This is a genomic window from Solwaraspora sp. WMMD792 (assembly GCF_029626105.1).
GTDB lineage: Bacteria > Actinomycetota > Actinomycetes > Mycobacteriales > Micromonosporaceae > Micromonospora_E.
The window spans coordinates 3,361,293-3,375,377 of sequence record NZ_JARUBH010000009.1 but is presented as its reverse complement, the minus strand read 5'-3'; the positions used below and the strand labels follow the sequence as shown (position 1 = coordinate 3,375,377).

Genomic DNA, 14,085 nt, shown 5'->3' with positions numbered 1-14,085 from the left:
CGACCCCACGGTCAGATCTCGGCGAGCTGACCGGCGTACATCCGGTCGATCTCGGCGGCGAAGTTGTTCTCCACGATCCGGCGTTTGATCTTGAGCGACGGCGTCATCTCGCCGTCCTCGATGGTCAGGTCCCGACTGAGGATAGCGAACTTCTTGATTGTCTCCCACCGGTTGAGCTTGCCGTTGAGTTCGGCGACGTAGCCCGCCACCAGAGTCTGCACCTCGGGGGAGGCGACGATCTCGGCGTACGGGCGGCCGGCCAACGGCCCGTCGGCGGCCCAGCTGGTGATGGCGTCCGGGTCCAGGGTGACCAGCATGGTGCAGTAGTTGCGGGCCTGGCCGATCACCACCGCCTGCGAGGTGTACGGGCAGACCGCCTTGAACAGGCCCTCGATGTGCGACGGTGCCACGTACTTGCCGCCGGACGTCTTGACCAGGTCCTTCTTGCGGTCGGTGATGGTCAGGAAGCCCTCGTCGTCGAGGTTGCCGATGTCGCCGGTGCGGAAGAACCCGTCGGCGGTGAACGCCTCGGCGGTCTCCGCCGGCAGGTTGTGGTAGCCACGCATCACCGGTGCGCCGCGCAGCAGCACCTCGCCGTCCTCGTCGATGCGGCACTCCAGATCGCCCAGCGCCTGCCCGACGGTGCCGATCTTGATCTGGACCGGCCGGTTGACGAAGTTGGCCGCGCTCGCCTCGGTCAGCCCGTAGCCCTCACAGATCGGCAGGTTGGCGGCGGCGAAGAACTCGGCGATGTCCGGGCTCAGCGGTGCCGAACCGGAGACCAGCGCGTTGATGTGCCCGCCGAGGCGGGCCTGGAGCTTGCTGAAGACCAGCTTCTCGGCGATCGCGTACTTGAGCTTCAGCCCACCCGGCACCGGCCGGCCGGCCTGTTGCCGGGCGACCCGCTGGCGACCGACGCCGACCGCCCAGTCGAAGATTCGGGCCTTGGCGCCGCCGGCCTCCTGCGCCGTGGTGACCGCCTTGTTGTAGACCTTTTCGAAGATCCGCGGGGCGGCGCACATCAGCGTGGGCCGGACCACCGACAGCATGTCGACCAGCTTGTCCACCCGGCCGTCCACGTAGGTCGGAAGTCCGACGTGGATGATGCTGCAGAGCAGGGTCTTGCCGAACGAGTGCGACAGCGGCAGCCAGAGGTACTGCAGGTCGTCGGGGTTCATGATGCCCAGCTGGGACTGGGCGACGGCCTCCCAGCACCAGCCCCGGTGCAGCAGCTCGACGCCCTTGGGTCGCCCGGTGGTGCCGGAGGTGTAGATCAGGGTGGCCAGGTGCTCCGGCTCGATGGTGGTGGCGATCCGTTCGACCAGGCCGGGTTCCTCGGCGAGGGCCTGGGCGCCGCGTTCCTCCAGCTCGGCCAGGGTGAGCTGGGGGACCGTCGCGGCGGGGTCGGCCGCTCCGTCGATGAGCACCACGTGGGTCAGCGCGGGCAGGTCCGCGCCGGCCATCTTGTCGGCCTGGGTGCGGTTCTCGGCGATCAGGATCTTCGAGCCGGAGTCGCCGACGATGAACGCCGCGTCGGCCGGCTCGGTGGTGGGGTAGACCGTGGTCGTCGCGCCGGCGGCGCACATGATGCCCAGATCGGCCAGCACCCATTCGATCCGGGTGTTGGCCAGGATGGCCACCCGGTCCTCGTTGCCGACGCCCAGCGCGTACAGGCCGGCGGCGATCGCCCTGGTCCGGCCGGCGACCTCGGCCCAGGTCATCCAGGTCAGGCCGGAGTCGCCGGGGGCCGGTCCGGCGATCGCGTTCCGGTCCGGCGTGGCAGCCACCCGCTGCAGAAACATGTCGGGAATCGACCGGTATGGGACGTCGAGAGCCATCGGGTCCGTCGCCTCCGCATATGTGATAGTGAGCGCCGTCACGTAAATTCTGTGTTACCGAACAGTAGTGCCAGGGTCGGCTTTCGGCTAGCCCCAAGCATCGCCCAGCGTGGCAAACCCGGCCAGGTCTCGCGGTGCCGTTCCTCGTCAAGGGCTGGTTCGCCGGTGCCCGGCGGGGGTGCCCGGCTCCGGGTAGGCGGCCCGCGCCCGGCGCCGGGCACCGGAAACCATGGGTCGGCGGTATAGGGATATCGATATATAAACCTGCCAACGCTCCCGCATACGATCCCATCGATCGATATCCCGATCGCCCGCCCGCGACCGAAACGGCCACAAGCCGACGCGGGTGTCCGCATCCAGGAAGGAACAGGGATGACCGTTCTCCGTACCACCGGCCGCCGGCTGCTGCTGGCCGGCTGCGCCGCCGCGGTCGCCACCGCGCTGGTCGGCAACCCGGCGGCCGCCGCTCCGGCCGGGGAGATCAAGCTCGCCGGCGGGGCCACCGCGGTCGCGGGCAGCTACATCGTGGTGTTCACCGACGCCGCCGTCGCGGCCCGGGGTGACGCGGCCCGCGCGGCCGCCGTCGCCGACCGGGCCGACCGCCTCGCCGCACAGTACGGCGGTGCCGTCAACCGTGTCTTCGGCGCCGCAGTCAACGGCTTCGAGGCGCGGCTGTCGGCGTCGGCCGCCCGCCGGCTCGCCGCGCACTCGTCCGTGGCGTACGTGGAGCAGAACCACACCGTGTCGCTCGCCGCCACCCAGACCAACCCGCCGTCCTGGGGTCTGGACCGCATCGACCAGCGCAACCGGCCGTTGAACAACGCCTACACCTACCCCACGACGGCCAGCAACGTCACCGCATACATCATCGACACCGGCATCCGCACCACGCACAACGACTTCGGCGGGCGGGCCCGCGCCGGCTACGACGCGTTCGGCGGCACGTCGGCGGACTGCAACGGGCACGGCACCCACGTCGCCGGTACGGTCGGCGGCAGCTCGTACGGGGTGGCGAAGGGCGTCCGGCTGGTCGCCGTCCGGGTGCTGAACTGCTCCGGCAGCGGCACCATCGCCGGGGTCGTCGCCGGGGTCAACTGGGTCACCGCCAACGCGGTCAAGCCGGCGGTGGCGAACATGAGCCTCGGTGGCGGGGCCAGCAGCACGCTGGACAGCGCGGTGGCGAACTCCATCTCCTCCGGCGTCAGCTACGCGGTGGCGGCCGGCAACTCGAACGCCAACGCCTGCAACTACTCGCCGGCCCGGGTCTCCAGCGCGATCACCGTCGGCGCCACCACCAGCAGCGACGCCCGTGCGTCGTACTCCAACTACGGCTCCTGCCTGGACATCTTCGCGCCAGGCTCGTCGATCACCGCGCCGTGGTACAACAGCAACACCGCGACCAACACCATCAGCGGCACCTCGATGGCTTCCCCGCACGCTGCGGGTGCCGCCGCTCTGGTGCTCGGCCGGTTCCCCTCCTACAGCCCGTCGCAGGTGGCCAGCTATCTGGTCAGCAACGCCACCACCGGCGTCGTGTCCAGCGCGGGCTCCGGCTCGCCGAACCGCCTGCTCTTCGTGGTCAACTGATTCGGTGATCAGCTGACCGATCCGACGAGTCGAGCAGCGCGCGCGGCCCCCGGGCACCCCAGCGCCCGGGGGCCGCACCCGTTGCTACCGACCGGATGGCGATGGTGCGGAGGGTAGTCGTATGCATACTGCAAGTAGTATGACCCAAGAGATATAGGAAACTGTCAATCAGCTCCGACCTACGATCGGTCCGATCGGCATCGTCGATCGTCCATCTGTCCGCAGTGGGCGCTCCGCTGTGGATCAAAGATCGAAGGAAGGACGGAGATGACACCCTTGCGCACGCACGTCCGGCGGGCCCTGGTACTGGTCGTGGCGGCGGCCGTCGCCACCACCACGGTCACCCCGCCGGCCGCGGCCGCACCCACCGGCGAGATCCGCCAGGCGGGTGGCGCCACCGCGGTGGCGGGCAGCTACATCGTCGCGTTGAAGGCCAGCGCGGTGAGCGGCTCCCGCACCATGCGGACCGCCCGGATCGCGACCCGCGCCGCCGACCTCGCCAGCACCTACGGTGGTGTGGTCAACCGGCTGTACGAGACCGCCTTCACCGGCTTCGAGATCAAACTCTCCGAGGCCGCCGCCCGTCGCCTGGCGGCGCACTCGTCCGTGGCGTACGTGGAGCAGAACCACACCGTCTCGCTGGCCGGCACCCAGGTCAACCCGCCGTCCTGGGGCCTGGACCGGATCGACCAGCGCTACCTGCCGCTGGACCGCTCCTACACCTACCCGAACACCGGTTCGACGGTCACCGCGTACATCATCGACACCGGAATCCGGTTCGACCACACCGACCTCAGCCCCCGGGCCGTCCCCGGGTACGACGCGTTCGGCGGCACGTCGGCGGACTGCAACGGGCACGGCACCCACGTCGCCGGTACGGTCGGCGGCACCAGGTTCGGCGTGGCCAAGCAGGTCCGGCTGGTCGCCGTCCGGGTGCTCAACTGCTCCGGCAGCGGGACCGTCGCCGGGGTCCTCGCCGGCGTCAACTGGGTCACCACCAACGCCGCCGGCCGGCCGGCGGTGGCGAACATGAGCCTCGGCGGCGGGGCCAGCGCCACGCTGGACAGCGCCGTGACCGCCTCGATCGCCTCCGGCGTCAGCTACGCGGTGGCGGCCGGCAACTCGAACGCCGACGCCTGCAACTTCTCGCCGGCCCGGGTGCCCACCGCGATGACCGTCGGGGCCACCGACCGCAACGACAACCGGGCACCGTACTCCAACTGGGGACGCTGCCTGGACCTGTTCGCGCCCGGATCGCAGATCACCTCGGCCTGGCACACCAGCCCGACCGCGACCAACACGATCAGCGGCACCTCGATGGCCGCACCGCACGTGGCCGGCGCGGCCGCCATGGTGCTGCAGGCGTACCCGAACTACACCCCGGCGCAGGTGACCACCTTCATCCTGCGGCTCGCCACGCCGAACGTGGTGGTCAACCCCGGGCCCGGCTCGCCGAACCTGCTGCTCTACGTACTGTTCCGGAACGTCATCACTCCGGCACCGACGCTGACCGTCAACCCGACCGTGATCCCGACCCTCACCCCACGCCCGACCCTCACCCCACGCCCGACGTTGACCGCAGTGCCGACGCTGACCCCACGCCCGACGTTGACCGCGGTGCCGACGCTGACCCAGCGTCCGCCGCTGCTGCCCGCACCGATCGGCTGATCCGTCCGGCCGCCGGGACGGGCGTCACCTCGTCCCGGCGGCCGGCACGACCGGCCCGCACCGCCGCTCAGCGATCCCGGCGGTCGTCGTCCCGGTCGTCGTCGTCCCAGCGGTCGTCGTCATCGTCGTCGCGGTCGACCTTGACGATGTCTCCAGTCACCCGGTCGATGTCGAGGTCCCACTCGACGCCGTCGGCTACGACCTCGACCTCCCAGATCGGCCGGCCGTCCGTGTGGTCCCGCTCGATCTCAGTGACCCGACCGCCGCCCACCTCGTCGACAGCGATCCGGGCCGCCCGGTCCAGGGTGACCTGGTCGGCGGGCCCACTGCCAGTGGCGGCCGCACCGCTCGGCCCGTCGTCGGCGGCCCCGTCCGTGCCGGTACGCGGTACCGACGTCGTTTGCTGTCCCGACTCGCTGGCGACCACGGCCGGGCTGGGTGACCCGGCACCGTCGGTCACGTCCTGCGCCGCCGCGCCGAGCGCGGTGCCCGCGACGGCGAGCGCGGCGACCGCACCCACCCCGATCATCACGATCACCGGTCTGCTGGCCATGTCGAACCTCCTGTCGTCGTGGTACGACCGAAGGTTCGCCCGGCGGCGGATAGCGGCGCGCTGCGTCATCGATAAAGCGGGGTTAAACCGAACGGGCCGGGCTGATGCAGCCGCCGGTGGGCGGCCCGAACCACAGCGTCACCACCGCGCCGGGGGAGCCGTCAGCCAGCTCGAGCCGACCACCGCTGGCCTGCGCCGCCCGGCGGGCGATGTCCAGACCCAGACCGGTGGAGCCGGCCCCTGAGACGCCACGTAGGACCAGCCCGTGCGGCATGCCGGGGCCGTCGTCGGCGACGGACAGCACCGCGCCGCCGCCCGGCGCGCAAGTGAGCGTGACGGTGAATCCGGTGCCGTCCGGGGTGTGCGCGAAGACGTTGCCCAGCACCGCGTCGACGGCGGCGGCCAGCTCATCGGCGTCGATCCCCGCCGCCAGCGGACCGTCCGGCAGGTCGAGCCGCACCACCCGGGCGGTGTCCTCGGCCAGCACCGACCAGAACTCGACCCGGTCGCGTACCACCGCCGTGGCGTCGGCCGCCACCGGTCCGGCCGACCGGACCGGCGCGGCGCTGCGTCGCCGGGCCTGCTCGATCAGCCCGGTCACCGCCCGCTCCAGCGAGTCGACGCCGGCGGTCACCCGGGCCGCGTCGGCCGGATCGGACAGCGTCTCGGCCTCCAGCCGCAGCGCTGTCAGCGGCGTACGCAGCCGGTGGGACAGATCCGCGACCTGCTCCCGCTCCTCGCGCAACAGCTCCTGGATCCGGCCGGCCAGGTGGTTGAGCGCACCGGCGACCTCGCGGAACTCGGCCGGACCGCTGGGCCGTGCCCGGGCCGACAGTTCGGCGTTCGCGAGTCGGTGCGACACCGCCGACAGCTCGGCGACCGGTGCCGTCAACCGCCGGGCCAGCCGATCGGCGACGAGCACGCCGAGCAGGATCAGCACCACTCCGAGCCCGGCGAGCACCGCCCAGGCGCGTGCGACGCCCCGGTCGAGTTCGGCAGCGGGCACGAAGGTGCGGATCACCGCGGTGCCGTCGTCGCGACCCTGCACCGCGACGAGGATCTCCCGCCCCTGCCCGTCGGTGGCGGTGAGGCTACGGCCGGTGCTGGCCAGCCGTACCGCCGGGGTGACGTCGACCTGGTCGCCGAGTACGGTGCCGTCCGGCAGGTAGACGGTGACCGGCCGGTCGGCGGTGGCGGACAGCTGGTCGACGGTCAGCCGCAGGCTGTCGGCGTCGGCGGTGCCGACCAGCGCCACGATCGACTGCACGTCGGCGGTCGCCGCAGTGATCGCCCGGTCCTGGGCGATGGTCCGCAGCAGCAGCGCCAGCGGCACCAGGAACGCCACCAGCACCAGCGTCGTGGTGGCAGCGACCAGCGTGGTCAACCGTCGTCTCACGGCACGGCGTCCGGGTCGTCCAGCCGTACGCCGACGCCGCGCACCGTGTGCAGGTAGCGCGGCGCCCCGGCGGTCTCCCCGAGCTTTCGGCGCAGCCAGGACAGATGCACGTCGACGGTCTTGTCCGCGCCGCCGTAGGGCACCTGCCAGACCTCGGTGAGCAGCTCCCGCTTGGTCACCACCTGCCCGGCCCGGGCCGCCAGGTAGTGCAGCAGGTCGAACTCGCGCGGGGTGAGCTCCAGCCCGGTCCCGGCGAGGCTGACCTGCCGGGCCCGTACGTCGATGTGCAGTGCCCCGACGGTCACCGCGCTGTCCACCGGCTCGCCGGCACCGCGCCGCAGCACCGCGCGGATCCGCGCGTCGAGCTGCGCGGCGGTGAACGGTTTGACCACGTAGTCGTCCGCGCCGGCGTCCAACCCGCGGACGATCTCGGCCTCGTCGTCGCGTGCCGTGGCGATGATCACCGGTACGCGGCTCACCGCCCGTAGCATCCGCAGCATCTCCAGTCCGTCCAGATCGGGCAGCCCGAGGTCCAGCACCACCAGGTCGGGGCGGTCGTCCAGGGCGTGCTGGAGTCCGTTCATCGCGGTGTGCGCGGCGGCCACCGCGTGCCCGCGTTCCCGCAACGCCCGGATCAACGGGGTACGGATCGCCAGGTCGTCCTCGATCAGCAGCAGCCGGGCCACGCCCACGCACGTTACCCGCTCCGGCAGGCCGGACCGTCGGCGTTAACCGCGCCTTAGGGTGCCCCGGCGTCGCCGTTAACCCGGCGGCGGGCATAGTCGGATCGTGACCGTCAACCGCCGGGTACTGCTGACCGCCGCCGGTTGGGGTCTTGCCGCCGGCCTGGCCACGCTGATCGCGGTGGCCGCGGTCCGGGTGGTCGGCGAGGGCCTCACCGGCGGGCCGGGCGGTGAGGTGCTGAGCCAGGACGAGATCGCCCGCGAGCTGGCGGCCACGTCCGGTCCCACCGTGATCGGTCCGGCGACGCCGAGTCCGGTGACGTCCAGTCCGGCGACGCCGAGTCCGGACCCGACCGGCGGGCCCGACGCCGTACGCCGGGCGGCCGCCACCCCCGGCGGGACGGTGGTCGCCGAGTGCGCCGGGGGCCGGGCCCGGCTGGTGTCCTGGGCCCCGGCGCAGGGCTACAGGGCGACCGACGTGGACCGGGGGCCGGACGACGACGTCGAGGTGAGTTTCGTGGGACCGGCGGGGGAGTACGAGGTCGACGCGGTGTGTTTCGGTGACCAGCCGGAGATCGGCTGGGAGCTGGACGACTGAATCGCGGCTGAATCCCCGGCGACCCCGGCGGCGCGACGCCCGGTCACTGGTACCGGCTGGAGTTCACCGACCAGTCGTAGGTGCCACGGATCCAGTTTCGTCGCGTCGCGACCAGGCGGGCCACCGACGGCGGCGCGTCGGTCAGCACCTCGGCCTGCAGCCGGAGGAACAGCGCGAGACCGTCGTTGAACCGTTCGGCGGCGGTGGCCAGGGCCGCCGCCGGACCGTGGCCGGTCTCGTGGGCGATCACGGTGGCCAGGTTGTGGGGATCCTGGCCATGTTCCTTGCCGTACGAGAACAGGTCGTTGCACCAGCAGACCAGATCCGCCGCCACAGTGTTCAGTCTGGCGAGCGTCGGGTCAACTCGGTGACGGGAATGCGGCAGTCCGCTTTCGGCGAGGTCGGTGAGCGCGAAACTGGGCAGTACCGCGCCGGCGTGCCGGCGCATCTGGATGTACTCGGCGACCGCCGGCACCCGGCCCTGCTGGCGGTTGCCGGCCTCCCAGAGCAGCGCGAAGAGGTACTGGTGCAGCGAAGCGGTGAACCGCAGCAGGACCCCGGGCCGGCCCAGCCGGCGGACCCGGTGGCACAGATCCGCGAGGGTCAGCGCCAGTGGCGACCGGTCGCCCAGGTCAGTCGGTGGCGTGGCACCGGGTCCGTCGAGTGTCCGCATCAGCTGGCTGATCACCGGCGCGACCCGGCCCGGGTCGGTGCCGAGCCCGTCCTCGTCGCAGCGGTCGTCGAGCGCGAACAGCCAGGTGATCAGGTCGCTGAGCAGTTGCACGCGGACGACGTCGGCGTCGGGCGCGACCCGGGCGGCCAACTCGGCGGCGTTGGCGCGGCGCAGCCGGGCGGCACGCTGCGGATCAGCCGTCAGCCCGTGCCGGTCCGCCCAGCTCGCCGACGCCCTGGCGAGGGTCGACCGGTACGGGTTGGCGCGGGGCCGGAACGGTGGGGCGACCACGGACGTCGGTGCGAACGCGCGCATACGGCCTCCAGCCGGCCGCCAAGGGGAGGGATGGCGTACCGGTATGATCATCATCGCGGTCCGGCCGGGCCGCGACGAGGATCACCGCTAGAAGCCGAAGCGGGCGTTACGCAATCGTTCTTCGACCGCAGCGGCGCAGTCCATCTGGACCCGGGCCACCCGCTGCCGGCCGGTCAGGAAGAGCACCAGCTCTCCGGGCGGGGCGCTGATCGACACCCGGTCCCCACCGGTCCCGGTCGCCACGTCCCCGTAGCCGTCGGCGACGACGGTGACCGTGCCGGGGAACCGGCGCAGCCGCAGCCTGGTCAGCGCCGAGACGCGTTTCCACAGCGCGGCCTGCTCGCCGGGCGGCAGGTCCCGGGGTTGCCAGTCCGGCTGGGCCCGTCGGACGTCCTCGTGATGGATGAAGAACTCCATCAGGTTGGCCACCTCGTCGGTGATCCGGTTGCTCACCGGACTCCACGCCGGTGGCTGCCGGACCATCCGGACCAGGTCGGGGAAGGGGCGGGCGGCGAGTTCGAGCCGGACCCGTTCGCTGTAGCCGCGCAGCACCGGCAACCAGATGCCCGCAGCCGCGTCGGGCCGCTGCTCCCGGACGACCAGGTGCGCGGCGAGGTCCCGGGTGGTCCACCCGTCGTTCACCGTCGGGGCATCCGGACCAACGGCAAGGAACAGGTCGGCCAGGGCATGACGTTCCATCTGTGCGAACCGCGCCATGAACCGATCCTAGGCGGGCGACGGACGGCGCGCCGAGCGAGTCGACGTCGTGGCACCGGGTCGGGTGCCGGGACCGGGGGCGTGCTGTGGCGGTGGCCACAGTCGTCGTACCCCGCTGGCATCGTGGGTCGGTAAGGACGAGATTTGATGATCAGGACTTACAGTCGGGGGTAGCGTGGCCAATCGAACAAGCCGTGACGTCCTGCTCCGCGGCCTGTGGGTGCTCGGCCAGGGCATCCGCGAGCAGCCGGGGCTGTTCACCGTCGGCGTCGGCGGCAGCGTCGTGTTCGGGCTGCTCACCATCGCCAGCGCGTACGTGGTCGGGGCGATCGTGGGCGAGGTGGTGGTCCCGTCGATCGAGTCCGGGCAGGTGGAGACCGGCCTGCTCGGAGCCGGCGCGGCGGCCCTGCTGGCGGTGAGCGTGGTCAAGGTGGTGGGCATCTTCGGCCGCCGGCTCGGCGCCGGCTTCATGCAGTACCGTCTGCAGGCCAGCTACCGCCGCCGGGTCACCCGCCGCTACCTCGACCTGCCGATGTCCTGGCACCAGCGGCACCCCACCGGCACCCTGCTGTCGAACGCGAACTCCGACGTCGAGGCGACCTGGTTCCCGGTCGCCCCGCTGCCGTTCGCCGTCGGCACGGTGGTGATGCTGGTCACGGCGATCGCCGCGCTGTTCGCCACCGACTGGGTGCTCGCACTGGTCGGGCTTGCGGTGTTCCCGGCGCTGTTCGCCCTCAACGTGGTCTACTCGCGCCGGATGGCCCCCCGGCAGGTTCGGGCACAGCAGCTGCGGGCCGAGGTCAGCGGGATCGCGCACGAGAGCTTCGACGGGGCCCTGGTGGTCAAGACCATGGGGCGGGAGGCCCAGGAGACCGCCCGGTTCGCCGGGCGGGCGGTCGAACTGCGCGACGCGCTGATCTCCGTGGGCCGGCTGCGCGGGCTGTTCGACCCGTTGCTGGAGACCCTGCCCAGCCTCGGCACCCTCGCCGTACTGCTGGTCGGTGCCGCCCGGCTGCGGCAGGGCGCGGTCAGCGTGGCCGACCTGGTCAGTGTCGCGTTCCTGTTCACCGTGCTGGCCTTCCCGGTCCGGGCGATCGGCTGGGTGCTGGCCGAGCTGCCGCGCAGCGTCGCCGGCTGGGACCGGGTGCGGCATGTGCTCACCGCCACCGGCGAGATGCCGTACGGCGACACCGAACTGCCCGCCGCCGCCACCCCGGCGAGCCTGGTCTTCGACCGGGTCTGGTTCAGTTACCGGCCCCCGGTCGGCGAGCCCGCCGCGCCGGCCACGGCCGACCGGCCGGCCGGCACCGATCAGCCCGCCGCGCCGGCCCCGGCCGACCAGTCCGTCGACCCGACCGCGGTCACCGCGCCTGGCACCGACGCCGCGCTGCCGCCGGTGCTGCGTGACGTGTCGTTCACCGTGCCCGCCGGGCGGACCGTGGCCCTGGTCGGGCCGACCGGAGCCGGCAAGTCGACTGTCGCCGCGTTGGCCGCCCGGCTGGTCGATCCGACCGGCGGCCGGGTCGTGCTGGACGACGTCGAACTGCCCCGGCTGACCGCCGGCTCGCTGGCCCGCACGGTCTCCCTGGTCGCCCAGGTGCCGTTCGCCTTCGACGACACGGTCCGGGCGAACGTCACCCTGGACCGGCCCGGGCTGACCGACGAGGTGGCCTGGTCGGCGCTGCGGCTGGCCGAGGCGGACGGGTTCGTCGCGGCGCTCGACGACGGGCTGGACACCGTCGTCGGTGAGCGCGGCACCACACTCTCCGGCGGCCAGCGGCAGCGGCTCACCCTGGCCCGCGCGTTGGCCGGGCAGCCCCGGCTGCTGGTGCTCGACGACGCGACCAGCGCCGTCGACCCCCGGGTGGAGGCGGCGATCCTGGCCGCGCTGCGCAACTCCGAGATCGCCACGTCGATCCTGATCGTCGCGTACCGGCGGGCCACCATCGCCCTCGCCGACGAGGTGGTCTACCTAGACCAGGGTCGGGTAGTGGACCACGGCACGCATCAGCAGCTGCTGGCCCGCTGCCCCGGCTACAACGACCTGGTGACCGCGTACGAGCAGGCGGAGGCGGAGCGGGAGCGGACCCGGTCCGGCACCGACGGCGGCGACGGCGGCGACGGCGATCCCGGTGGCGGTCCGGCGCGGGCGGCGGAGGTGGTCGCGTGAGCGCGCCCACCGTCGACCGCGCCGGCGGCGAGCGTCGACCCGACCCCGTCGACCAGTCGGGCGGGCCCGCCGCCGGCCCACTGGCGGGCAGAGCCGAGTCGACCTGGCAGACGATGCGCCGCGGGCTGGCGCTCTCCCCGGAGCTGCGGACCGGGCTGGCCGGCACCCTGCTGCTGGCGCTGGTGTCGATGATCGGCCGGGCAGCCATTCCGGTCGCGGTCCAGCAGGCGATCGACAACGGCCTGCGCGCGCCGGGCGGCCCCGATCTCGAAGTGGTGGGCACGATCGTCGCGGCCACCGCCGCCGTGCTGGTCGTGACGACCGTCTGCGGCTACTTCATGGTGCGCCGGCTGTTCACGGTCAGCGAGACCGCTCTCGCCGCCGTGCGGACCCGTGCGTTCCGGCACGTGCACGACCTGTCCATGCTGCACCAGCAGTCCGAGCGGCGCGGTTCGCTGGTCAGCCGGGTCACCAGCGACGTCGACCAGATCACCCAGTTCCTGCAGTGGGGCGGGGTCATCCTGCTGATCAGCATGGGGCAGGTGGTGGTGACCGCGGTCGTGATGGCGGTCTACTCGTGGCAGCTGACCCTGGTGGTCCTCGCCGCGTTCGTCCCCGCGCTGCTGATCATCCGGGCGTTCCAGCGTCGGCTCGCGGCCGCGTACGGCGTGGTTCGTCAGCGCACCGGCGCGCTGCTCGCCGCGGTCGCGGAGAGCGTGGTCGGCGCGGCGGTGATCCGGGCGTACGGCGTGTCGCGGCGTACCGCCGGTCGGCTGGACGAGGCGATCGAGGGGCAGCGCCGCGCCCAGCAGCGGGCGTTGCGGACCAGCGTCGTCAGCTTCTCCACCGGGGAGATCGCCGCCGGTCTGGCGTTGGCCGGGGTGGTGGTGGTCGGCGTCCGGATGGGGGTGGACGGCGGGCTGACCGTCGGCCAGCTCACCGCGTTCCTGTTCCTGGTCACCCTGTTCATCCAGCCGGTCCAGATCGCCACCGAGGTGCTCAACGAGGCGCAGAACGCGATCGCCGGCTGGCGGCGGGTGCTCGACGTGCTGGACGTCGCCCCGGATGTGGCCGACCCGGGCGACGACGGGGTGCAACTGCCGGGCGGGCCGCTGGACGTGCGGTTCGAGCAGGTCTGCTTTGCCTACCCGGGCGGGCCGCAGGTGCTTTCCGAGGTGACCCTGGAGATCCCGGCGAAGACCCGGGTGGCGGTGGTCGGCGAGACCGGCAGCGGCAAGACGACCTTCGCGAAGCTGCTCACCCGGCTGATGGACCCGGTGTCCGGGCAGGTGAAGCTCTCCGGCGTACCGCTCGACCGGGTCCGGTTCGAGTCGCTGCGGTCCCGGGTGGTGATGGTTCCGCAGGACGGTTTCCTGTTCGACGCGACGGTCGCCGAGAATGTCCGGTTTGCCCGCCCGGAGCTCACCGACGGGCAGTTGTCCGCCGCCTTCGTGGAGCTGGGGCTGGCCGACTGGGTGACCGGCCTGCCGGACGGGGTGCACACCCCGGTTGGTGAGCGCGGCGAGGCGCTCAGCGTCGGTGAGCGGCAACTGGTGGCGCTGGTCCGGGCCTACGTGGCGGATCCGGATCTGCTGGTGCTCGACGAGGCGACCAGCGCGGTGGACCCGGCGACCGAGGTACGGCTGCAGCGGACCCTGGAGGCGGTGACCCGGGGGCGGACCACGGTGGCGATCGCGCACCGGCTGTCCACCGCCCAGGCCGCCGACGAGGTGATCGTCGTGGACCGTGGCCGGGTGGTGCAGCGCGGCCCGCACGAGGAACTGCTCGCCGATCCGGAGTCGGTCTACGGTCGGCTCTTCGCCTCCTGGCTGGAGCAGACCCGGTGACCGGTACCGGAGCAGACCCGGTGACCCGTGCTGGAGCGGA

General features: G+C 72.5%; 11 protein-coding genes. 5 read left to right on the top strand and 6 right to left on the bottom strand.

All coding sequences use genetic code 11. The features are described from left to right. Window positions 1–11: 11 nt before the first annotated feature. Window positions 12–1,838, bottom strand: a complete 1,827-nt coding sequence (locus O7629_RS16240; RefSeq protein WP_278170167.1) for a long-chain fatty acid--CoA ligase — start codon at window positions 1,836–1,838, stop codon at window positions 12–14. 372 nt (window positions 1,839–2,210) lie between these two features. Here O7629_RS16240 and O7629_RS16235 point away from each other — a divergent pair, with 372 nt between their 5' ends. Together O7629_RS16235 and O7629_RS16230 are read left to right on the top strand one after the other, a co-directional pair. Beyond that, window positions 2,211–3,425 (top strand): S8 family peptidase, encoded by a 1,215-nt coding sequence (locus O7629_RS16235; protein ID WP_278170166.1) that lies wholly within the window; start codon window positions 2,211–2,213, stop codon window positions 3,423–3,425. A gap of 267 nt (window positions 3,426–3,692) precedes the next feature. Further along, window positions 3,693–5,093, top strand: coding sequence for a S8 family serine peptidase (locus O7629_RS16230; RefSeq protein ID WP_278170165.1), 1,401 nt, complete (start codon window positions 3,693–3,695; stop codon window positions 5,091–5,093). A gap of 67 nt (window positions 5,094–5,160) precedes the next feature. Here the strand turns inward: O7629_RS16230 and O7629_RS16225 are convergent, their stop codons facing one another. From O7629_RS16225 to O7629_RS16215, 3 genes are all read right to left on the bottom strand, one after another. Next, a complete protein-coding gene (locus O7629_RS16225) occupies window positions 5,161–5,646 on the bottom strand; it encodes a PepSY domain-containing protein (RefSeq protein WP_278170164.1) in 486 nt (161 codons plus the stop codon). 82 nt (window positions 5,647–5,728) lie between these two features. Continuing rightward, entirely contained in the window at window positions 5,729–7,042 is a 1,314-nt protein-coding gene (locus tag O7629_RS16220) for a HAMP domain-containing sensor histidine kinase (RefSeq protein WP_278170163.1), read from the bottom strand. Next, a complete protein-coding gene (locus O7629_RS16215) occupies window positions 7,039–7,728 on the bottom strand; it encodes a response regulator transcription factor (protein ID WP_278170162.1) in 690 nt (229 codons plus the stop codon). The genes O7629_RS16220 and O7629_RS16215 overlap by 4 nt, the downstream gene beginning before the upstream one ends. A 103-nt stretch (window positions 7,729–7,831) precedes the next feature. On the opposite strand from O7629_RS16215, the gene O7629_RS16210 reads away from it, so the two are divergent. Then, complete coding sequence (locus tag O7629_RS16210) at window positions 7,832–8,323, top strand: septum formation initiator (RefSeq protein WP_278170161.1); 492 nt, start codon at window positions 7,832–7,834, stop codon at window positions 8,321–8,323. 43 nt (window positions 8,324–8,366) lie between these two features. On the opposite strand, the gene O7629_RS16205 is transcribed toward O7629_RS16210, so the two are convergent. Beyond that, entirely contained in the window at window positions 8,367–9,311 is a 945-nt protein-coding gene (locus tag O7629_RS16205; protein ID WP_278170160.1) for a terpene synthase, read from the bottom strand. Window positions 9,312–9,398: 87 nt separating this feature from the next. Next, window positions 9,399–10,028: a TIGR03085 family metal-binding protein gene (locus O7629_RS16200; RefSeq protein ID WP_278170159.1), complete on the bottom strand. Its 630-nt coding sequence runs from the start codon at window positions 10,026–10,028 to the stop codon at window positions 9,399–9,401. 175 nt (window positions 10,029–10,203) lie between these two features. Here O7629_RS16200 and O7629_RS16195 point away from each other — a divergent pair, with 175 nt between their 5' ends. Further along, window positions 10,204–12,198 carry an ABC transporter transmembrane domain-containing protein gene (locus O7629_RS16195; protein ID WP_278170158.1) on the top strand — a complete coding sequence of 665 codons (1,995 nt, stop codon included), beginning with the start codon at window positions 10,204–10,206 and terminating at the stop codon, window positions 12,196–12,198. 113 nt (window positions 12,199–12,311) lie between these two features. Continuing rightward, entirely contained in the window at window positions 12,312–14,045 is a 1,734-nt protein-coding gene (locus O7629_RS16190; RefSeq protein WP_278174553.1) for an ABC transporter ATP-binding protein, read from the top strand. The last annotated feature ends 40 nt before the right edge of the window (window positions 14,046–14,085 follow it).

Bases quoted from the DNA above. Each gene is read 5' to 3' on its own strand.
- O7629_RS16235 (WP_278170166.1), top strand. From the start codon at position 2,211: ATGACCGTTCTCCGTACCACCGGCCGCCGGCTGCTGCTGGCCGGCTGC.
- O7629_RS16200 (WP_278170159.1), bottom strand. From the start codon at position 10,028: ATGGCGCGGTTCGCACAGATGGAACGTCATGCCCTGGCCGACCTGTTC.
- O7629_RS16225 (WP_278170164.1), bottom strand. From the start codon at position 5,646: ATGGCCAGCAGACCGGTGATCGTGATGATCGGGGTGGGTGCGGTCGCC.
- O7629_RS16230 (WP_278170165.1), top strand. From the start codon at position 3,693: ATGACACCCTTGCGCACGCACGTCCGGCGGGCCCTGGTACTGGTCGTG.
- O7629_RS16190 (WP_278174553.1), top strand. From the start codon at position 12,312: ATGCGCCGCGGGCTGGCGCTCTCCCCGGAGCTGCGGACCGGGCTGGCC.
- O7629_RS16205 (WP_278170160.1), bottom strand. From the start codon at position 9,311: ATGCGCGCGTTCGCACCGACGTCCGTGGTCGCCCCACCGTTCCGGCCC.
- O7629_RS16240 (WP_278170167.1), bottom strand. From the start codon at position 1,838: ATGGCTCTCGACGTCCCATACCGGTCGATTCCCGACATGTTTCTGCAG.